Origin of the sequence: Winogradskyella wichelsiae (genome assembly GCF_013403925.1) — a bacterium.
In the GTDB taxonomy this organism is placed as follows: domain Bacteria; phylum Bacteroidota; class Bacteroidia; order Flavobacteriales; family Flavobacteriaceae; genus Winogradskyella; species Winogradskyella wichelsiae.
Window position 1 is genome coordinate 225,614 of sequence record NZ_JABFDJ010000003.1, and the last position, 21,767, is coordinate 247,380.

The following is a 21,767-nucleotide window of genomic DNA, read 5'->3' on the forward strand; positions in this document are numbered from 1 at the left end:
CCAAAATAAAAAGGTATGAGTTTTTTCAACTCATACCTTTTTATTTATTCAAAGTTTACTGAATGTAGAATTAAACCTGAAGCTGGTGCTATATAATCCATAACTTCAGTACTCTCATATTTTAAAGTTGCTTCAATATACTCTAAAGTAAGATCCCCTCTACCTAACTTTATTAAGCAGCCAAACATTAACCGGATTTGATTCCGCATAAATCCCTTACCTACAACTTTAAGCACGTAAGATTTCTCTGGAAAAAAGCTAGCCGTATAAATATCATTTTCAACTAGCTCACAGCCTTCAATAGTTCTAATATATTCTCCTTTATCTGTTGCACGGTAACAATAGGTTTTAAAATTATGAGTCCCCAAAAATAACTGTGCACCTTTTTTCATTAACTCAACATCTAAAGGTTCTAAAATAGTCGTCATAATTGGTGCACAAAACGGATGGTTTTTCTGACCTTCTGAAAACACATAGTGGTATTCCTTTAACTTAGAATCTTGAATGATATTAAATTTCTTATCAACTTCTTTAATGGATAACGCACGTATATCTTGTGGTAAATTATGATTAAAGAGCGCTAAAAATTCATCAAAATCTTGAATCGGTTCATTATAAATAAATAACTCTAAAGCCGCTTCATTTGCAGACACCATAGCATCTGTTCTACCTGCTCCTAAAGTTTTAAACCTTGTATCTTGAAGAATATATTTCAATGTACGGTCTATCATAAGATGTACCGTCTTAACATCGGGTTGTTTTTGCCAACCATGAAAACGATAGCCTAAATACTGAATTTTAATAAGGTAATAAAAACGTTTATCAAACATATAATAATGAGGAACTCTAATTTATTAATGACTCTAAAAGCAATGTCTATTTTTTATTTCTTAATTTCAATACAGACACAACATCATCAATTTTAAAACCTTTGGCTTGCAATAACATTAGGTAATGAAATAATAAATCTGCACTTTCTTCTAAAAATAAGTGATCATTATCGTCTTTTGCTTCAATAACAACTTCTACAGCCTCTTCCCCTACTTTTTGAGCGATCTTATTAATCCCCTTTGCAAATAAAGATGCAACATATGACTTTTCTGAATCAGCAGCATTTATACGAGATTCAATGGTGCTCTCTAATTCAGAAATAAAACCGTAAGATGTTACATTATCTTGGTTCCAACACGTATCAGTTCCTTTATGACATGTTGGGCCTTTTGGATTTACTTTTATTAATAAAGAATCACTATCGCAATCTAATTTAATATCTACTAAATTTAAAACATTACCGCTTTCTTCACCTTTAGTCCAAAGACGTTGCTTTGTTCTACTAAAAAAAGTGACTAATTTAGACTCTAATGTTTTTTTAAGCGCTTCAGCATTCATGTAACCTAACATTAATACTTTGTCTGTGTTATTATCTTGAATAATAGCAGGCACTAATCCATCTGGATTTTTATTGAAATCTACGTTCATAATATATTAATTTCGTCTCATCGACTATTTTATTTGGGGTTGATTGTAAGATATATCTAAGTAATATTTTTGCTATAGTCTTACAGGTATGCCCTTTATTCTTAATTCTTCTTTTAATTCTAATATTGGAATTTCGCCAAAGTGAAATACACTAGCAGCCAATGCTGCATCTGCTTTTCCGTCTTTAAAAGTATCTACAAAATGTTGAATGGTTCCTGCGCCACCAGAAGCTATAATTGGAATATTTACCAAATCTGACAACTTAGCCAAAGCCTCATTTGCAAAACCAGCTTTTGTACCATCATGATTCATTGATGTAAATAAAATTTCACCTGCTCCGCGTTGTTCTACTTCTTTTGCCCAATCGAATAAATTTAATTCTGTCGGAATTGTGCCTCCTGCTAAATGTACAAGCCACTCGCCATCAACTTCTTTTGCATCGATAGCAACTACAACACATTGACTTCCAAATTTTTCTGAAAGCTCATTAATTAATTCTGGTCGTTTTACAGCGGAAGAATTAATAGACACTTTATCTGCACCACAATGCAACAGATTATCGACATCTTCTATAGAAGAAATTCCGCCACCAACTGTAAAAGGAATATTAACTTGTTCTGCTACTTTTAAAACCATATCATGCATGGTTTTTCTGTTTTCTAAGGTTGCAGCGATGTCTAAAAACACCAGTTCATCAGCTCCTAAATCGGCATATTGTTTTGCTAAAACTACAGGATCTCCTGCATCTCTTAAGTCTACAAAATTAACTCCTTTTACAGTTCTTCCGTTTTTAATATCTAAACAAGGGACTATTCGTTTTGTTAACATCTGTTTTGTTGTTATTTCTACCTAAGTAGAAACATTAATTTATGTGATTTTAAAAATCAATTTTTCTATAATAATTATACAAAGCATTTACTTCTCGATACCATTTTTTCGTAACTCAAAACCACTCGAAGTGACGATTGGCTATAGAAATTGTTCTAATTCTTTTAGGCTAATTCTATTTTCATAGATTGCTTTTCCAATGATGACACCGTCACAGCCCATTTCTAATAATTTTGGTAATTCATCAAATTTAGAAATTCCGCCAGAAGCTATTAACTTAATAGCTTTCGCACTTTCTAAAATGCGTTTATAAAGCTCAAAAGAAGGACCTTCTAACATTCCGTCTTTTGAAATATCAGTACAAATAACATCTGTAATTCCTTTAGATTGATAGTCTTTAATAAATGGAATAACTTCTAAATCACTTTCTTCTTGCCAACCACTAATTGCAATTTTTTCATTATTACAATCTGCTCCAAGAATTATTTTATCTGAGCCAAATTTAGAAATCCAACCTTCAAATACTTCCGGGTTTTTAACAGCAATACTTCCTCCTGTAATCTGATTTGCTCCAGATTGAAATGCTATTTTTAAATCTTCATCAGATTTTAATCCTCCGCCAAAATCAATTTTTAAATTTGTTTGGGTTGCAATTTTTTCAAGCACTTTATAATTAACTATATGACTCGCTTTTGCACCATCTAAATCTACAACGTGTAAATACTGAATCCCTGCATCTTCAAAAGCTTTTGCGACTTCTAAAGGATTCTCGTTATATATTTTTTTTGTGTCGTAATCGCCTTTGGTTAAACGCACACATTTTCCGTCAATAATATCTATGGCTGGGATTATTCTCATAACATTTTCCACTAAAATGGAATTTCTTTTTTAATTAATAACTATTTCTGTCAAGACCTTTCGACTCCGCTCAAGGTGACATTTATTAATGTTTTAAAATCTTAAAGTTCAATAAAATTCTTCAACAATTGCTCACCGGCTTTACTACTTTTTTCAGGATGAAATTGTACACCATAAAAATTACCATTCTCTAATGCTGAAGCATATTCTAATTCGTAATCTGAAGTTGCAATAGATGCTTCACATTGTTCAGCGTAATAACTATGCACCAAGTACATATGTTCTTTTTCTTTAATACCTTTAAATAAATCAGATTTTAAGTTAGAAATGGTATTCCATCCCATTTGAGGCACTTTTACCTGATTAGAAAATTGCTTGACATTCACATCAAAAATACCAAGTCCTTTGGTATCGCCTTCTTCACTATGCTTACACATTAGTTGCATGCCTAAACAAATCCCTAAAACGGGTTGTTTTAACGTTGGAATTAATTGATCTAAACCACTTTGTTGTAATTTAATCATGGCAGAACTTGCTTCACCAACCCCTGGGAAAATTACTTTATCTGATGTTTTAATTTCTTCTGGATTATCAGTTAAAATAGCTTCGTATCCTAAACGTTGAAAAGCAAATTGTATGCTTTTAATGTTTCCTGCGCCGTAATTTACTATTGATAGTTTCATTGACAGTTTATTGTCATTCCTGCGAAGGCAGGAATCTATTAGTTTTATTATTGTGGTTTCCTGTTTCTCAAGAATAACAAAATACGATTACAGCATTCCTTTTGTTGATGGTAAAATCATTTTTTCAACATCTTGTTTTACAGCCATTTTAATCGCTTTTGCAAACGCTTTAAAAATAGCTTCAATTTTATGATGTTCGTTATTACCTTCTACTTTAATATTTAGGTTACACTTTGCGCCGTCTGTAAACGATTTAAAAAAGTGAAAAAACATTTCTGTTGGCATTTTACCAATCATTTCACGTTTAAATTCAGCCTCCCAAACAAGCCAATTACGACCTCCAAAGTCAATACCAACCTGTGCTAAACAATCGTCCATTGGTAAAGAGAATCCGTAACGTTCAATACCTAATTTATTACCTAAAGTTGTTGCAAACAATTCACCTAAAGCAATAGCTGTATCTTCAATAGTATGATGTTCATCAACTTCTAAATCTCCATCAACTTTAATATTTAAATCGAGTTGCCCATGACGAGAAATCTGATCGAGCATATGATCGAAAAATGCAATTCCGGTATCAATATTACTTTTCCCTGTGCCATCAAGATTTAAATCGATCTTAATTTTAGTTTCGTTAGTGTTTCTTTCAATACTTCCTACGCGTTCCGTAGTTTTAAGAAACTTATAAATCACTTCCCAATCGTTTGTTTCTAAAGCTATAAATTCTTCCAAATCCTTATTGCTAACGGTAACTTCATCAGTTCCAAAATTGGTATTATCATTAATAAAAATCCCCTTAGCTCCAAGGTTTTTCGCTAATTCAACATCTGTAAGTCTATCTCCAATAACAAATGAATTCTTTAGATCATAATCTTCAGAAAAATACTTTGTTAATAGGCCTGTATTTGGTTTACGTGTAGGTGCATTATCTTTTGCAAACGTTCGGTCTATAAATTGTTCCTTAAAAACAACACCTTCTGCTTCAAAAGTCTTTAGAACGAAATTATGAACAGGCCAAAATGTATCTTCAGGATATACTTCCGTCCCTAAACCATCTTGGTTGGTAATCATCACAATTTCAAAATTTAATTCTTTAGCAATTTTACTCAAATATTGAAATACTTTTGGATAGAATTCTAATTTTTCGAACCCATCAATTTGTTCGTCTGCTGGTTCTTTAATTAAAGTGCCGTCTCTGTCTATGAATAATACTGGTTTCATATGTTACTGTCATTCCTACACAGGCAGGAATCTAATTTTAGATTAATAATTTATTTGTGGATTCCACTTCAATTACGTAATGACAAACGTTACGATAATTGAATTAACGTTTTATTATTGTCGTCAATTCAAGTGATTTTCTATTTAAAAAAAATTGCATCGAGAATAATATACATCTCGATATAAATTTTGAAAAGTCAAAATTCACTCGATGTGACGTTTATTTACAATCCTTTTAATATTTGAATTAACGTCTCATTCTCTTCTTTTGTACCTACTGAAAATCGTAAACAATTTTCGCACAAAGGTTGATTAGTTCTATTACGAACTACAATTCCTTTTTCTACCAACTGTTGATAGCGTTTATTAGCATCATCTACTTTTGCTAATATAAAGTTGGCATCAGAAGGATAAACTTCCGTTACAAAATCGATAGTTTTTAAGGCTTCATTTAATATCCCTCTTTCTAGAATAATGCTTTTTACTTCATTATCTACAACTAATGTCGTATTTAAACGCTCTAAGGCTTTAATTTGCGTGAGTTGATTGATATTGTAAGGGGGTTTGATTTTATTTAAAACCGCGATAATTTCTTGAGAAGCATAGCAAATCCCTAAACGAATCCCTGCTAAACCATAAGCTTTAGATAAGGTTTGTGTAATTATTAAATTAGGAAACTCTTCTAGTCGACTTAACCAACTTTCTTCTGCTGAAAAATCAATATAGGCTTCATCAATAATCACAAGACCTTCAAAATTACGAATTAATTCTTCAATCTTTTTCGCATCAAATCTATTGGCCGTAGGATTGTTTGGTGAACATAAAAAAAAGAGTTTTGTATGCGTTTGTACTGCTCTCGATATTTCATCCATGTTAGGTTGAAAATCTTTCTGCAATTCAACTTCTATATTTTCAACCGCATTTAGATTCGCTAAAACATCGTACATACCATAAGTTGGTGGCAATGTGATAATTTTATCGTGATTAGGCTCACAAAAAGCTCTAAAAATCAAATCTAAAACTTCGTCACTCCCATTTCCTAACAAAATTTTGTTTATTGGGATACGTTTCAATTCAGATAAACGCTCTTTAACATTGGTTTGTTGAGGATCTGGATACCGATTCACATCCGTATTAAAAGGGTTTTCATTGGCATCAATAAAAACCATACCGTCAGTAATATCCTTATATTCATCTCTTGCTGAAGAATAAGGCTTGATGGATTTAATGTTATCTCTGATGAGATTATTTAAGTTGAAATTTTTCATTTTAATTACTTCTCGATACAATTTCTCCTACCTCGAAATCACTCGAAGTGACGTTAAATTATTTTTTTAATTCCTTTAATCTTAAAGTTACCGCATTTTTATGGGCTTGTAAACCTTCAGCTTCAGCCATTAACTCTATCGCATGTCCGATATTTTGAATCCCTTCTTTAGAAATTTTTTGAAACGTCATGCTTTTTTGAAAACTATCTAAGTTAACTCCAGAATACGCTTTAGAAAATCCGTTTGTTGGCAATGTATGGTTTGTACCAGAAGCATAATCACCTGCACTTTCTGGTGTAAAGTCTCCAATAAAAATAGATCCTGCATTGCTTATATTATCTACAAAAAAATCATTATCTGTTGTAGTTACAATGAAGTGTTCCGGACCATATTCGTTAATTAAGTCAATCGCTGTAGCATTAGAATTGACAACTATAGATTTAGAATTGGCTATCGCTTTTTCGGCCATCGTTTTTCTTGGTAAAACAGCGAGTTGATTTTTAACTTCAACCAAAACCTGATCTGCAAAAGCTTTAGATGTTGAAACTAAAATAACCTGACTATCACTACCGTGTTCTGCCTGGCTTAATAAATCTGAAGCCACAAAAGCAGCATTTGCAGAATCATCTGCCATTACCAACAACTCACTTGGACCTGCTGGCATATCAATTGCTACGCCATATTTAGTGGCTAATTGCTTGGCAACGGTTACAAACTGATTTCCTGGACCAAATATTTTGTATACCTGAGGAATTGTATCGGTTCCGAAAGTTAATCCTGCAATAGCTTGGATACCACCTACTTTTACAATTTTAGTGACACCACAAAGGTTTGCAGCATATAAAATCTCATTAGCAATTTTTCCTTCTTTATTAGGTGGTGAGCACAAGACAATTTCTTTGCATCCTGCTATTTGAGCAGGAACAGCCAACATTAATACTGTTGAAAATAAAGGTGCTGTACCACCAGGAATATAAAGTCCGACTTTCTGAATTGGTCTTTTTTCTTGCCAGCATTCTACACCAGACATTGTTTCTACAAAAACTTTATCTGTTTTTTGAGCTTTATGAAAAGTTTCAATATTTGATTTTGCTAAAGCAATTGCTGATTTTAAAGCTTCAGAAACATTTGCAACAGCTGTTTCAATTTCTAATTCAGAAACAATAGTGTCTTCTAATGTTACACCATCAAATTTTGATGTGTACTTTTCTATAGCTTTGTCTCCATTTTTAGAAACATCGTTAAAAACCTCATTCACAACAGCTTCAATATCTGCAACCGTTTGTGTTGGTCTTTTTAATATTTCGGACCAATCTGATTGATCTGGATTTGTATATAATTTCATAACCTAACTAAAATTATTAAAGTACCATATTTTCAATTGGGCAAACTAAAATACCTTCTGCACCATTCGCTTTCAATTCGTCAATAATATTCCAAAAATCATTTTTGTCTATTACTGAGTGCATAGAACTCCAACCCTCTCTTGCCAATGGCAAAATAGACGGACTGTTCATTCCTGGAAGGATTCTTATAATTTCATCGAGCTTATCGTTTGGCGCATTTAGCAGAATATATTTGCTTTCTCTTCCTTTTAAAACTGATTTTAATCGGAATTGAAGTTTATCGATCAAGGCTTGATTTTCATCAGAAATCATAGGTGACGTTGCCAAAACAGCTTCAGATTTCAAAAGGACTTCAATTTCTTTTAAGCCATTTTTGAAAAGGGTACTTCCACTCGATACAATATCACAGATACCGTCTGCAAGCCCAATATTTGGTGCAATTTCAACAGAACCATTAATAATGTGCAAATTAGCTTTTACACCTTCTTTTTCTAAAAATTGATTTACCGTATTAGGATAAGAAGTAGCAATACGCTTCCCGTCTAAATCTTTTAAGCTTTTTGCTTTTGATGATTTTGGGACAGCAATAGACACTTTACATTTTGAAAACCCTAAACGTTCTACAATTTTAAGATCGTTTCCTTTCTCTATTAATACATTTTCTCCAATAATAGCTGCGTCTACAACGCCATCTCTAAGATATTGTGGAATATCCCCATTTCTTAAATAAAATACTTCTAAGGGGAAGTTACGTGCTGAAGCTTTAAGCTGATCTTTTCCATTATCGACAGAAATACCAATCTCTTTTAAAATTTTCATTGAGTCTTCGTTAAGACGACCTGATTTTTGAACTGCAATTTTTAATTTACTCATTTTTAGTTTTGGTTATGTCTAAGATTTCAGCTAGAATTTAAAAAACAAAAAACCCATCTGATTTCTCAAACGGGTTTTAATATATATCTTGATTTTATTCAATACAAATTCACCTCGCCTGATTGCTAGTATGAAAATGATGATGAAATTGAATAAGTGTCATGTGTTCTAATTTATGAATACAAATATCTTTAAATAAAATTTAGTAAACCTAATTTTTCACGATTAAAATATAAGTTTTAGCAAAAATTTAATATTTGTGGATATTAATTATTGATTTCCTAAGATAATCGGTAAGCCACTTTCACCTGAACCAATAATAATTGTTTTACTATTTGGTGATTCTGAAAGCTTTACTGTTGCCTCAATACCTTTATCTTGAAGAATTTTATCTGTCAGTGAAGCACTTAATATACGGTTAGCATCTGCTTTACCTTGTGCATCAATAATTACTTTTTCTGCTTCTTTCGCTGCAGTAACCAATCTAAATTCGTATTCTAAAGATTCTTGCTCTTGTTTTAACTTTCTTTCAATAGCTTGTTTGATAGTAGGTGGTAAAGTCACATCTCTAATTAAAATATCATTTAACTGAATGTACTGAGGTTCTACAATTTTCTTTGTCTCTTCGAAAATTTCTTCTTGAATAGCATCTCTTTTACTAGAATACAATTGCTCTGGTGTGTAACGACCAACAACACTTCTTGCTGCACTTCTAATTGCCGGTTGAAGTACACGGCTTAAATAATCCTCTCCTTTTTCGTTATGTAATCTCGCTAAGCTCTTAAGATCAGGCTGATATAATATTGAGGCGTCTAATTTAATATCTAAACCATTAGAAGATAAAACTGCCATTTTCTCTGGAACTTCTTGCTGACGCGTTTCATATTCAATCACACGATTCCATGGTGCAATAACATGAAAACCTGGCCCTAATGGAACTTGATCTGGATCTACACCACCACCTAGAGTTTCATATAAAACACCAGCATGACCAGAATCTAAAGTTACAGCTGATTTTGCTAAAACGATGATTAAAAGTACAACTCCTATTAAAATAGGCAATCCAATTTTTGGTAATTTCTCCATTCTTATATTTTTAAATTAATCCGTTATATTTTCTAATAAACCACTCTATAAATAAGCTCAATACTATTAATAGGAGTAGATATTTCCACGCTATCAAAGGTACGATATTTTTAGTGCTTTTCTGAATGGTTTTATAACGATTATCTTGTAATAATTGATCGATTAATAAGCTTGCTTGAGATGAGAAAAATGCTTCACCGTTACTATTTTTAGCAAGTGCTGTTAACTTTAATATGTCTGCATTTAAAAACTGTTGCTCTACGTTATATTCTAGAATTTTAAAACTTCCTGACGCCGAAATGGACTCTGAATTATGCTTTACAGTAAAATTGTATTCCCCTGCTTCTATTCCACTTAAGTCTACTGTATAATTTCCATTATTAAGCAATAAAGGAATTTCTTTTGTATTCTTATTTTCTGTGTTTTTTAAAACAATGCTTAATGATGCTGAATTATCGAATTCAAAGTTTTTATTGAAATATTGAGCTGTAATGATTACATCATCATTACCGTTATAAAAAGATTTATAATCGATGTTTAGACGCTTACGTTTTTTATTTGAACTTAAATATTGAACTAACTTACTAATAAATTCATCGAACGTATTAAAAGCATTGGTATTTAAAAAAGATTGTGCTCTCCATCTCCAAATACCTTCACCATTTAAGATAGCGTGCTTTGTGTTATTGATTTCAAAAGTTGAAAGTAAAATATCTTTTGTTTCAATGCCATTAACACTCTTATATAACAAAGCTTCAAAAGGCACTGACATTTTAAAAGAACCGAACTCTGATGTTAAGGGAGGAAAGTTATTAAAATCAATATTATCAATTATAAAAGTACCATAATTTCTATTTAAACTTGGCTGAAAATCTTCGGTCTGATTGGTTACGGTTTGCTTAAAATAATCCTGACTATTATTCAACATACTCCAATCTGTTGTTTCGCCTGAAATAACAAATGTGTTGCTATTTAATTCTTTAATCTCTTTGAGTAACTCATTAAAACTGTTATCTGGCTGATAGAGTATAAATAATTGAAAATCATTTATCTTAGAAAGTACATCTTTTGGTTTTAGTATAGAAACACTTCTTTGCTCATTATTTTCAATCGCTTTTTTAAGCGCCCCTAAATCGGGATGCATTCGGTCGTAAACTAAAGCGATATTTGTTTTTTGGTCAATAACTTCAACTCCAAAATTCTTAAAATTATTGACTGTGTTTTTTTCACTATTTAATGCCACTAACTCAACTCTGTAGGTTTTTACCCCAACACTATTTGCTAATAATGACGTTGAAATTATTTCTGAAGATTTTGTCGCGTCAAATTGTAAGGCTTTTCTGTATACGACATGATTCCCTGACCAAATTTTTAGTTCTGTATTTATAGAAGTATTCCCTGTGTAGTTCGCAATAATTTCAACTGGAAATTGATTCTTTAAATAGACATAACGGTTTACATTAAGTTGCTTTATACTTAAATCTGAATATACGGTAGAATCTCCTAAAATTATTGGATAAATTGGTTGCTTTACGCTTTTAGAAATATAACTATAGTCCGTACCATACGTTTGATTTCCATCTGTAAGCACTAAAATTGGTGCTGTTTGATTATTATAAACTTCACCAAATTGTTTTAAAGCTAATGACAAATTAGATTGACGCTTATTAAAATTTAAGCTATCTAAAGTCTTTACAGTCTTACCAAAGGCATAAGATTCAATATTGAAACGTTCATTTAATTCTGAATTGTTTTTCAATGTATTAAAAATCTCTAAAGCCTTATCATTTTGCTTTAAATAAGCAATGGATTCAGAATTATCTACAGCTAAAACCAAAGTTGGTTTTTCATCAAAATAGGTGAAAGATTCAAATTTAGGATTGATAAGTAATAACAAAATCCCGAAAATTGAAAGTGTTCGTAATCCAGTAAGTAGATATTTTAAATGAGACTTTAATTTCGATTTATATAAATACTGAAACAGCGCTAATATTAGCGCTGTTATTGCTGCAATTGTTATATATAATAGAGTTTCAGAACTCATTAAAATTTAATTTAAATAATAGATTTTGATAATTAAGTTGATCTTATTAAGTCAACATTCCACCATCTACATTAAGTGTTTGCCCTGTCACATAAGCGCTTAAATCACTTGCTAAAAACACACAAGCATTAGCAATATCTTCAGGAGTTCCTCCGCGTTTTAAAGGAATTGCATTTCTCCATCCTTTTACCGTTTCTTCATCAAGTTTTGCTGTCATTTCTGTTTCAATAAAACCTGGAGCGATAACGTTACTTCTAATGTTACGAGATCCCAACTCTAAAGCTACAGACTTAGAAAATCCAATAATTCCGGCTTTAGAAGCTGCATAATTTGTTTGTCCTGCATTACCTTTTACACCTACAACAGAACTCATATTAATAATAGAACCTTTACGTTGCTTAAGCATTGTACGTTGTACGGCTTTGGTCATGTTAAAAACAGACTTAAGGTTCACTTCAATCACTTTATCAAAATCAGCTTCACCCATTCGCATTAACAAGTTGTCTTTTGTGATACCTGCGTTATTCACTAAAATATCAATAGCACCAAATTCTGCTAATACATCTTCAGCTAATTTTTGAGATTCATCAAAATTAGCAGCGTTACTTTGGTAACCTTTAGCTTTTACACCCAAAGTATTTAATTCTTTTTCTAGTTCATTTGCTGCTTCTACAGAAGAACTGTATGTAAATGCTACATTTGCACCATGTTGAGCAAAAACTTCAGCAATACCTTTTCCGATACCACGACTTGCTCCGGTTATTATAGCCGTTTTTCCTTCTAATAATTTCATAATAAGTAAATGTTTGTTGTATAGTTATTATAATCAAATATAATAATTACAAATTGTAAGAATAAAAAAAACCTCACAATATTTTGTAAGGTTTTTAACAGTTTTATAAGGAAAATTTTAGCCTAGAACTTCAGCAACTTTCTTTCCTATTTCAGCAGGAGAATCTACAACGTGGATTCCACATTCTGCCATAATTTTCTTTTTAGCTTGAGCAGTATCATCACTACCACCAACAATAGCACCAGCATGTCCCATTGTACGACCAGCAGGAGCAGTTTCACCAGCAATAAAACCAATTACAGGTTTTTTACTTCCACTTGCTTTATACCATTGAGCAGCATCTGCTTCTAATTGACCTCCAATTTCACCAATCATAACAACGGCTTCAGTTTCTGGATCATTAATTAATAATTCTACAGCTTCTTTAGTTGTAGTTCCGATAATTGGATCACCACCAATACCAATTGCTGTAGTAATACCTAAACCTTGTTTTACAACTTGGTCAGCAGCTTCGTATGTTAAAGTCCCTGATTTTGAAACAATACCAACATTACCTTTTTTAAATACAAAACCTGGCATAATACCAACTTTAGCTTCACCAGGTGTAATAACACCAGGACAGTTAGGACCAACTAAACGACAGTCTTTACCTTTGATATAATCTGCAGCTTTAATCATATCTGCAACAGGAATACCTTCTGTTATTGTAATAATTACTTTAATACCTGCATCAGCAGCTTCCATTATAGCATCAGCAGCAAATGCTGGTGGTACAAAAATGATAGTTGTATCTGCACCTACTTTCTCAACAGCTTCTAAAACTGTATTAAAAACAGGCCTGTCTAAATGTGTTTGACCACCTTTACCTGGAGTTACACCTCCAACGACATTAGTACCATATTCAATCATTTGTTCTGCGTGAAATGTTCCTTCACTACCAGTAAAACCTTGAACTATAATCTTAGAATTCTTATTAACTAAAACGCTCATTTGCTATTGTGTATTTAAAGTTTTATAATTTTCGTTGTGCAAAAATAAGAGATTTATAACGCAAAAGCGTCCTCTTTTTTATTTTTATTTTAATGTAAGATTAGATAATTCTTTAGTAAACATCACTTCTTACGTAATTGAGATCTAATTTTAAATAAATAAAACCTGTTACTTACTATTTTAGCGATTGCAACTTTCAACTAATCTTACAAACTATTCAATTTTTTCAGTATTTCAGGGATTTTTTTCAAATAAGCCAAATCTTTGAATGAAACTCTAGCTTCTTGAGCGGGACTTCCAAAATAAGTCTTTCCTTCTTCTGTTGAATGTCCTAAACCAGATTGGGCATATAACACAGTTCCTTTCTTAATAGTAATTCCGCTTTTAACACCAACTTGTCCCCAAATAGTTACATTATCTTCTACAATAACACAACCTGCTATTCCTGTTTGTGAGGCTATTAAACATTTTTTACCAATTACAGTATCGTGACCAATTTGAATTTGATTATCTAATTTAGAGCCTTCACCAATAGTTGTATCTCCTGTAACACCCCTATCTATTGTACAAAGCGCACCGATATCAACATTGTTTTCTATAATAACACGACCTCCAGATTTTAACTGATCGTAACCTTCCGGTCTATTTTTATAGTAAAAAGCACTAGCACCTAAAATAGTACCTGCATGGATGGTAACATGATCTCCAATAATAGCATCGTCATAAATACTAACATTAGAATGAATGATACAATTTTTACCAATCCTGACATTGTGACCAACAAAACAATTGGGCTGAATTACAGTGCCTTCGCCAATGATAGCATCAGAAGCAATAGCACTATTAGCAGACTTAAATGGTTTAAAGTGAGCTGTTATTTTATTAAAATCTCTAAATGGATCGTCTGAGATTAGAAGTGCTTTTCCCTTGGGACAATCGACTTCTTTATTAATTAAAATAATCGTTGCTGATGATTCTAAAGCTTTATCGTAATATTTAGGATGGTCTACAAAAACAATATCCCCCGGCTCTACAACATGAATTTCGTTGATTCCGAGAATTTCAAAATCTTCAGAACCCTTAAATTCACAATCAATTAATGCAGCGATTTCTTTTAACGTATGTGATTTTGGAAATTTCATATTTCAGTATTGAATAAAATAGTATCAGTTTTTAGAAACAAGTAATTACTAAAAACTGATATATGATGACTTTTTACCAATTATTCTTTGATACGTTCTTTATAAGTACCTTTTTCAGTTTCGACTCTAATTTTATCACCTTCATTAATAAATAAAGGCACATTAACTTCTGCACCCGACTCAACCGTTGCTGGTTTAGTGGCATTAGTTGCTGTATTTCCTTTAACACCTGGTTCTGTTGCTGTTATTTCTAAAATAACAGAGGCTGGTAAATCTACAGAAAGTGGCATATTATCTTCAGTATTGATCTGAATTGTTACAACTTCACCTTCCTTCATTAAGTCAGTTCTATCAATAGAAGATTCTAACAATCTAATTTGCGTATAATCTGCTTCATTCATAAAATGATAAAATTCACCATCATTATATAAATATTGAAATTTATGTGTCTCTACACGAATATCTTCAATTTTATGACCAGCAGAAAACGTATTATCTAGAACTTTACCGGTTGTAACACTTTTCATTTTTGTTCTTACAAAAGCAGGTCCTTTACCAGGCTTAACATGAAGAAATTCTATGATTTTATAAATATCGTTGTTGTACTTTATACATAATCCGTTTCTAATATCTGATGTACTTGCCATAAAATGTTTTAATTGTTTGTTGTTTATAAGTTGATGCTGAAAGGTTAGGTTTCAAAATTAATTTGACTTGAAATAACCTTTCATGATTCCACGATGAGAATTCTTAATAAATTGAAGTATTTCATCGCGTTCTGGAGTCGCCTCCATTTCAGCTTCTATTAAGTCTGAAGCTTGTGTATTATTATAATTCTTCTGATATAATATTCTATATATATTTTGAATTTCTCTAATTTTCTCTGTACTGTACCCTCTTCTTCTTAATCCTACTGAATTAATACCAACATAAGATAACGGCTCACGACCCGCTTTTACAAATGGAGGAACATCTTTACGAACTAAAGACCCGCCTGTTACAAAAGCATGGTTTCCGATAGAACAAAATTGATGTACTGCTGCCATACCTGCTAAAACGACATAATCTCCGATATTAATATGCCCAGCAAGCGTACTGTTGTTTGAAAATATACAGTTGTTACCCACAATACAATCGTGTGCAATATGACAATAGGCCATAATTAAACAATTATCACCAATTACGGTTTTCATTTTATCTGTAGTACCACGATTAATTGTAACACATTCTCTAATGGTGACATTATCACCTATTTCTACAGTTGTATCTTCGTCGTTGTATTTTAAATCTTGAGGTACTGCTGATATTACTGCACCTGGGAAAATATTACAATTCTTTCCTATACGAGCACCTTCCATAATTGTTACATTACTTCCAATCCAAGTTCCTTCTCCAATTTTTACATTATTATGAATTGTTGTAAAAGGCTCTATAACCACATTCTTCGCAATCTTTGCTCCAGGATGTACGTATGCTAACGGTTGGTTCATTTTTCTAATATTTATTTTTATAAAGCGGCAAAAATGTGTTCGCTTTTAAACTTTACTGAATCTCTAATTAAATTAGAAATCAGCTCGGTTCATTTTTCTAATATTTATTTTTATAAAGCGGCAAAAATGTGTTCGCTTTTAAACTTTACTGAATCTCTAATTAAATTAGAAATCAGCTCGGTCCATTTTTCTAATATTTATTTTATAAAGTGTATTTAATGCAAACACTTTCTAAGTTTATTTTACTTTAGATATTTGAGCCATTAACTCAGCTTCTGCACATAATTTACCATTTGCGTATGCATAACCTTGCATGTGGCAAATTCCACGGCGTATTGGTGTTATTAACGAACACTTAAATATTAAGGTATCCCCAGGAACAACTTTTTGCTTAAACTTAACTTTATCCATTTTCATGAAAAACGTTAAATAATTTTCAGGATCAGGAACAGTACTAAGTACTAAAATCCCCCCTGTTTGCGCCATAGCTTCTACTATTAAAACGCCTGGCATTACTGGTGCACCTGGAAAATGTCCTTTAAAGAATTCCTCATTCATTGTTACATTTTTCATACCTATAACATGATTGTCAGATAATTCAAAAACCTTATCAATCAATAAAAACGGTTGTCTGTGCGGTAACATGTCCATAATTTGATTGACGTCCATAATTGGAACAGCATTTAAATCAACCTGTGGTACATTATTACGTCTTTCGTTCTTTATTAACTTAGACATCTTTTTAGCAAACTGGGTATTTACAAAATGCCCTGGTTTGTTAGCAATAACTTTACCTCTAATACGTGTCCCTATTAAAGCTAAATCACCTAACACATCTAGTAATTTATGACGTGCCGCTTCATTAGGATGATGCAACGTTAAATTATCTAATATACCATTAGGTTTAACTGCAATATTATCTTTATTAAAAGCGACTCTTAACTTTTCCATAGTTTCTGGAGATAGCTCTTTATCTACATAAACTATGGCGTTATTTAAATCCCCACCTTTAATTAATCCATGCTCTAAAAGCATTTCTATTTCGTGTAAAAAACTAAATGTTCTAGCGTTTGCTATATCTGTTTTAAAATCTGAAATAGTATTTAAAGTTGCATTTTGAGTTCCTAAAACTTTAGTCCCAAAATCTACCATTGTAGTAATCTGATAAGAACTACAAGGCATTAAAATAATCTCACTCCCAGATTCTTCATCTGTATATGACACGACTTGTGTTATCTCGTAAACTTCTCTAAAAGCCTCTTGTTCTAAAATACCAGCCTCTTCAATAGCTTCTACAAAAAACTTAGAAGAACCATCCATAATTGGTGGTTCTGATGCATCTAATTCAATAACAGCATTATCTATATCCATACCAACTAAGGCTGCCAAAACATGCTCGCAAGTTTGAATAACAACACCATTTTTTTCCATACAAGTTCCACGTTGTGTACTTGTAACGTAATTGGCATCTGCTTCAATTTTTGGTGCACCTTCTAAATCTACGCGTTGAAAAACAAACCCAGTATTTTCTGCGCCAGGCTTAAAAACCAAATTTACATTAGCACCAGTATGAAGTCCAACTCCAGAAAGCGTAACTTCCTTTTCAATGGTTTTTTGTTTCGTTTCCGTTTTAATTATTGCCATCTACTTTTTTTTCTAATTCGTTAATAGTTTTTGCAAGTTTAGGTAAGTTTTTGAAATAAACATAAGATTTATTAAAATCCCCATAACCAAATGCCGGTGATCCTTGTAAAACTTCATTATCTTTTATATTTCTACCTATTCCAGATTGTGCTTGTATTTTCACGTTATTCCCAATGGTTAAATGTCCTGCAATACCAACCTGTCCACCAATTTGGCAATGTTCTCCTATTTTAGTTGAGCCGGCAACACCAGTTTGAGCTGCGATAACCGTGTTTTTTCCGATTTCGACATTGTGAGCAATTTGAATCTGATTATCTAATTTTACTCCCTGTCTTAAAATTGTTGATCCCATCGTTGCACGATCTATAGTTGTGCCTGCACCGATATCTACTTCATCTTCAAGAATAACATTTCCTATTTGTGGAATTTTAGAATAACTTCCCTCTTTATTAGGTGCAAAACCAAATCCATCTGCTCCGATTATAACACCTGAATTGATTACACACCTTTTCCCAATAATACAATCTGAATACACTTTTCCTCCTGGGTAAATGGTTGTATTCTCACCTATGGTTACATTGTCACCAACAAAAGCATTCGGATAAATCTTTACATTTTCACCAATATTAACATTATTTCCTATGTAAGCAAAAGCACCAATATACGCTGTATCAGGCACTTTTACAGTTTCGGAAATAAAACTAGGCTGCTCTATTCCTGTTTTTAATGATTTTATACGATCGTAATATTCTAATAATTTTGTAAAACCCTCATAAGCGTCTTCAACCTTTATCAAAGTTGTAGAAATAGGCTTAGTGGGCTGAAAATCTGCATTTACAATAGTTATAGATGCTTCAGTGGTATAAATATAGGGGGTGTATTTTAAATTGGACAAAAAGGTTAAAGATCCTTGAGCTCCTTCCTCTATTTTAGAGAGTTTAAAGACTTCAATATTAGGATCTCCAACTACTGTTCCTTCTAAAATACCTGCGATTTGTTCTGCTGTAAATTTCAAAAAATTGATTTTAATGGCACGGTTAGTTTCCGCAAAAATAGAAAAAAAGGATCACATTTTCTTTTTAGGATAGCACATAAAATATTTAGTAATCGGTTTACTTAGTGCTTTTAAGTTTAATTGATCGGATGCTTTTATAATATCTTTGATTTTTCCTGACTTAAATAAGATCTTAATCTTCTGAAATTTATTCTCATAAGCTTGGTTTACTAGCATGCCTTGAAACACAAAATATTCAGCTTCATAAGCCGAAATATCATGTTTATTAATTAATGCTTCAGCATGTATTTTTAAACTTAACGTGTCTATTGGTTTATTTTTCACTTTTATTTTGAGCAAATTTCTTTCGAGTATCATTTGGCAAAGATTACTAATCACAAAATCTTCATGATTTTGCCAATCTTTCATGGCAGCCACAATATCATAGTCGTCTAATTTTGAAAAAACAGCTAATGTTTCAGTATTAAAACTTTCTGCATTAATCTCAGAACTTAGAAAGAAAAAAAGCGCTTCACTACAATTAAGTTTAACCCCTATTGAAACCAACTCCTTTGCACGTTTTAAAATTCTAACTAATAATTGCTCTGCCACCACACTTGTTTTATGCAAGTATACTTGCCAATACATAAAACCTCTTGCGACTAAGAATTTTTCGACACTTAAAATTCCTTTTTCTTCAAGTACCAATTGATCATCTACAACATTAAGCATTGTAATCAAACGTTCGCTATTAATATTCCCTTCTGCAACACCTGTATAAAAGCTATCACGCTTTAAATAATCGGCTCTATCCATGTCTAATTGGCTCGAAATAAGCTCGCACATAAATTGCCTTGGATATTCTTTCTTAAAAATTGAGATGGCTAAAGTTAAACTTCCGTTAAACTCAATATTGAGTTCTTCCATAAATCGAAGCGATATTTCTTCGTGAGAAACACGATCCACAATACTATGTTCCATAGCGTGAGAAAATGGGCCATGTCCAATATCGTGCAAGAGAATAGCTATTAGCAATCCACTTTCTTCTTCTTCAGAAATCACAACTCCCTTAAAACGAAGCACATTGACTGCTTTTTGCATTAAATGCATACAGCCTAAGGCATGATGAAATCGGGTATGATGTGCGCCAGGATAAACCAAATAAGACAATCCCATTTGACTAATGCGGCGTAATCTTTGAAAGTATTTATGCTGAATGATGTCGAATATTAAAGTATTCGGAATCGTAATAAATCCGTAAATTGGATCGTTAAAGATTTTAAGCTTATTATTTGTAGGCAAAATTTTAAAATTCACTAATTAGATAACAAATATACCACAACATGATAAATATTCTTTGGGTTGACGATGAAATAGATTTACTTAAGCCACATATTATTTTTTTAGAGCAAAAAGGTTACCAAGTTACAAAGTGTCAAAGTGGTACTGAAGCTTTAGAAATTATTACCGATACCAATTTTGATATTGTTTTCTTAGATGAAAATATGCCAGGATTAACAGGTTTAGAAACCTTAAATGAAATAAAAGAGCGCAGAGCCAACTTACCTGTAGTAATGATTACGAAAAGTGAGGAAGAATATATAATGGAAGAAGCCATTGGTAATAAAATTGCTGATTATTTAATAAAACCTGTAAATCCGAATCAGATTCTATTGAGTTTAAAGAAGAATTTAGACCATTCTCGTTTAATTTCAGAAAAGACAACATCTAATTACCAGCAAGAGTTTAGAAAAATAGCTATGGATTTGTCTATGGTAAACTCTTATGAAGAATGGGTAGATCTATATCAAAAACTTATTTACTGGGAGTTGCAATTAGAAAATATTGAAGATATCGGAATGACTGACATTCTAGAATCTCAGAAAACGGAGGCCAACATGCAATTTGGTAAATTTATTGAGAAGAATTATGAAGATTGGTTTTCTCCTAAATCTGATGCTCCAGTAATGTCTCATAATTTATTTAAAGAAAAAGTAGTTCCAGAATTAAGCGATAAGCAACCAACGTTGCTAGTTGTTATCGATAATTTGCGTTATGACCAATGGAAAGCTTTTGAGCCGATTGTAAATAATTACTACAAAAAAGCGTCCGAACTGGCATTTTATAGTATTTTACCTACAGCAACCCAATATGCACGTAACGCTATTTTCTCAGGATTGATGCCTGCAGATATGGAGAGTCTATTTCCGCAATACTGGAAAAATGACACTGATGAAGGAGGTAAAAATATGCATGAGGATGATTTTTTAAGAGAGCAACTTAAACGATTAGGATTAAGTCATTTAAAACATGAATACCATAAAATAACAAATTTAAAAGCTGGAAAAAAATTAGTTGAAAATTTTAGATCTTTAAAAGATAACGACCTTAGCGTTATAGTCTATAATTTTGTAGACATGCTTTCGCACTCTAAAACAGAAATGGACGTTGTTAAAGAGTTAGCCTCTAATGACAAGGCTTATCGTTCTCTAACAGTTAGTTGGTTTAAAAACTCTCCGCTGTTAGAAATGATTCAATTATCACAACAACTTGGTTTTAAACTAATTTTAACTACAGATCACGGCACTATAAACGTAAAAGCACCAACAAAAGTTATTGGAGATAGAGACACGAGTTTAAATTTACGTTATAAAACAGGAAGAAGTTTAACCTACCAAGATAAAGATGTGTTAGCGATTAAAAACCCTAAATCTGTCCACTTACCCTCATTAACAATGAGCAGTTCTTTTATTTTTGCTAAAGGTGATTTATTTTTAGCATACCCAAATAATTTCAATCACTATGTAAGCTATTACAGAAACACATACCAACACGGTGGCGTCTCTCTTGAGGAAATGATTATTCCTTTCGTAGTGTTAGACCCAAAATAGATAGCAATAACATATCTAATGATTAAAATGCTCTGTATATTATTTACAGAGCATTTTATTTAAATAAAAACTAGGCATCCTATTATATACAACTCTATGAAGTGCAATTATATCCGACGAAAAGCGAATTCGTCTTG

The 21,767-nt window shown here is 32.1% G+C and carries 20 protein-coding genes; 1 reads left to right on the forward strand and 19 read right to left on the reverse strand.

Annotation, left to right across the window (positions count from 1 at the left end; genetic code table 11):
- Window positions 1–44: 44 nt before the first annotated feature.
- The 19 genes from truA to HM985_RS08375 all read right to left on the reverse strand — a co-directional run bounded on the left by truA (window position 45) and on the right by HM985_RS08375 (window position 20,041).
- Window positions 45–830, reverse strand: coding sequence for a tRNA pseudouridine(38-40) synthase TruA (gene truA, locus HM985_RS08285; RefSeq protein WP_179375807.1), 786 nt, complete (start codon window positions 828–830; stop codon window positions 45–47).
- 46 nt (window positions 831–876) lie between these two features.
- On the reverse strand, window positions 877–1,479 hold the full coding sequence (gene hisIE, locus HM985_RS08290) for a bifunctional phosphoribosyl-AMP cyclohydrolase/phosphoribosyl-ATP diphosphatase HisIE (protein ID WP_173589090.1): 603 nt from the start codon (window positions 1,477–1,479) through the stop codon (window positions 877–879).
- A 72-nt stretch (window positions 1,480–1,551) separates the two neighbouring features.
- Window positions 1,552–2,307 (reverse strand): imidazole glycerol phosphate synthase subunit HisF, encoded by a 756-nt coding sequence (gene hisF, locus HM985_RS08295; protein ID WP_179375808.1) that lies wholly within the window; start codon window positions 2,305–2,307, stop codon window positions 1,552–1,554.
- Window positions 2,308–2,448: 141 nt separating this feature from the next.
- Window positions 2,449–3,165, reverse strand: a complete 717-nt coding sequence (gene hisA, locus HM985_RS08300) for a 1-(5-phosphoribosyl)-5-[(5-phosphoribosylamino)methylideneamino]imidazole-4-carboxamide isomerase (protein ID WP_173589088.1) — start codon at window positions 3,163–3,165, stop codon at window positions 2,449–2,451.
- Between the two features lie 101 nt (window positions 3,166–3,266).
- Window positions 3,267–3,848 (reverse strand): imidazole glycerol phosphate synthase subunit HisH, encoded by a 582-nt coding sequence (gene hisH, locus HM985_RS08305; RefSeq protein ID WP_179375809.1) that lies wholly within the window; start codon window positions 3,846–3,848, stop codon window positions 3,267–3,269.
- Between the two features lie 87 nt (window positions 3,849–3,935).
- The gene (gene hisB / locus HM985_RS08310; RefSeq protein ID WP_179375810.1) at window positions 3,936–5,069 is read right to left on the reverse strand and encodes a bifunctional histidinol-phosphatase/imidazoleglycerol-phosphate dehydratase HisB; all 1,134 of its coding nucleotides are present in this window, start codon (window positions 5,067–5,069) and stop codon (window positions 3,936–3,938) included.
- A 224-nt stretch (window positions 5,070–5,293) separates the two neighbouring features.
- Window positions 5,294–6,337 (reverse strand): histidinol-phosphate transaminase, encoded by a 1,044-nt coding sequence (hisC, locus tag HM985_RS08315; protein WP_179375811.1) that lies wholly within the window; start codon window positions 6,335–6,337, stop codon window positions 5,294–5,296.
- 58 nt (window positions 6,338–6,395) lie between these two features.
- On the reverse strand, window positions 6,396–7,682 hold the full coding sequence (hisD, locus tag HM985_RS08320) for a histidinol dehydrogenase (RefSeq protein WP_179375812.1): 1,287 nt from the start codon (window positions 7,680–7,682) through the stop codon (window positions 6,396–6,398).
- Window positions 7,683–7,698: 16 nt separating this feature from the next.
- On the reverse strand, window positions 7,699–8,556 hold the full coding sequence (gene hisG, locus HM985_RS08325; protein WP_179375813.1) for an ATP phosphoribosyltransferase: 858 nt from the start codon (window positions 8,554–8,556) through the stop codon (window positions 7,699–7,701).
- A gap of 270 nt (window positions 8,557–8,826) precedes the next feature.
- Window positions 8,827–9,642: a prohibitin family protein gene (locus tag HM985_RS08330; RefSeq protein ID WP_179375814.1), complete on the reverse strand. Its 816-nt coding sequence runs from the start codon at window positions 9,640–9,642 to the stop codon at window positions 8,827–8,829.
- Between the two features lie 10 nt (window positions 9,643–9,652).
- The gene (locus tag HM985_RS08335) at window positions 9,653–11,686 is read right to left on the reverse strand and encodes a VWA domain-containing protein (protein WP_179375815.1); all 2,034 of its coding nucleotides are present in this window, start codon (window positions 11,684–11,686) and stop codon (window positions 9,653–9,655) included.
- A 46-nt stretch (window positions 11,687–11,732) separates the two neighbouring features.
- Window positions 11,733–12,479, reverse strand: coding sequence for a 3-oxoacyl-[acyl-carrier-protein] reductase (fabG, locus tag HM985_RS08340; RefSeq protein WP_179315289.1), 747 nt, complete (start codon window positions 12,477–12,479; stop codon window positions 11,733–11,735).
- Window positions 12,480–12,596: 117 nt separating this feature from the next.
- A complete protein-coding gene (gene sucD / locus HM985_RS08345; protein ID WP_179375816.1) occupies window positions 12,597–13,469 on the reverse strand; it encodes a succinate--CoA ligase subunit alpha in 873 nt (290 codons plus the stop codon).
- A 206-nt stretch (window positions 13,470–13,675) separates the two neighbouring features.
- Window positions 13,676–14,611 carry a UDP-3-O-(3-hydroxymyristoyl)glucosamine N-acyltransferase gene (locus tag HM985_RS08350; RefSeq protein WP_179375817.1) on the reverse strand — a complete coding sequence of 312 codons (936 nt, stop codon included), beginning with the start codon at window positions 14,609–14,611 and terminating at the stop codon, window positions 13,676–13,678.
- 80 nt (window positions 14,612–14,691) lie between these two features.
- Window positions 14,692–15,258: an elongation factor P gene (gene efp, locus HM985_RS08355; RefSeq protein ID WP_179375818.1), complete on the reverse strand. Its 567-nt coding sequence runs from the start codon at window positions 15,256–15,258 to the stop codon at window positions 14,692–14,694.
- Window positions 15,259–15,315: 57 nt separating this feature from the next.
- On the reverse strand, window positions 15,316–16,101 hold the full coding sequence (gene lpxA / locus HM985_RS08360) for an acyl-ACP--UDP-N-acetylglucosamine O-acyltransferase (protein ID WP_179375819.1): 786 nt from the start codon (window positions 16,099–16,101) through the stop codon (window positions 15,316–15,318).
- 237 nt (window positions 16,102–16,338) lie between these two features.
- Window positions 16,339–17,745 (reverse strand): bifunctional UDP-3-O-[3-hydroxymyristoyl] N-acetylglucosamine deacetylase/3-hydroxyacyl-ACP dehydratase, encoded by a 1,407-nt coding sequence (locus HM985_RS08365; protein WP_179375820.1) that lies wholly within the window; start codon window positions 17,743–17,745, stop codon window positions 16,339–16,341.
- Window positions 17,732–18,760, reverse strand: coding sequence for a UDP-3-O-(3-hydroxymyristoyl)glucosamine N-acyltransferase (gene lpxD / locus HM985_RS08370; protein WP_179375821.1), 1,029 nt, complete (start codon window positions 18,758–18,760; stop codon window positions 17,732–17,734). The genes HM985_RS08365 and lpxD overlap by 14 nt, the downstream gene beginning before the upstream one ends.
- Window positions 18,761–18,811: 51 nt before the next feature.
- Window positions 18,812–20,041 (reverse strand): HD domain-containing protein, encoded by a 1,230-nt coding sequence (locus tag HM985_RS08375; protein WP_179375822.1) that lies wholly within the window; start codon window positions 20,039–20,041, stop codon window positions 18,812–18,814.
- Between the two features lie 41 nt (window positions 20,042–20,082).
- Between HM985_RS08375 and porX the strand changes: the two genes are divergently transcribed.
- Entirely contained in the window at window positions 20,083–21,630 is a 1,548-nt protein-coding gene (gene porX / locus HM985_RS08380; protein ID WP_179375823.1) for a T9SS response regulator signal transducer PorX, read from the forward strand.
- Window positions 21,631–21,767: the final 137 nt, after the last annotated feature.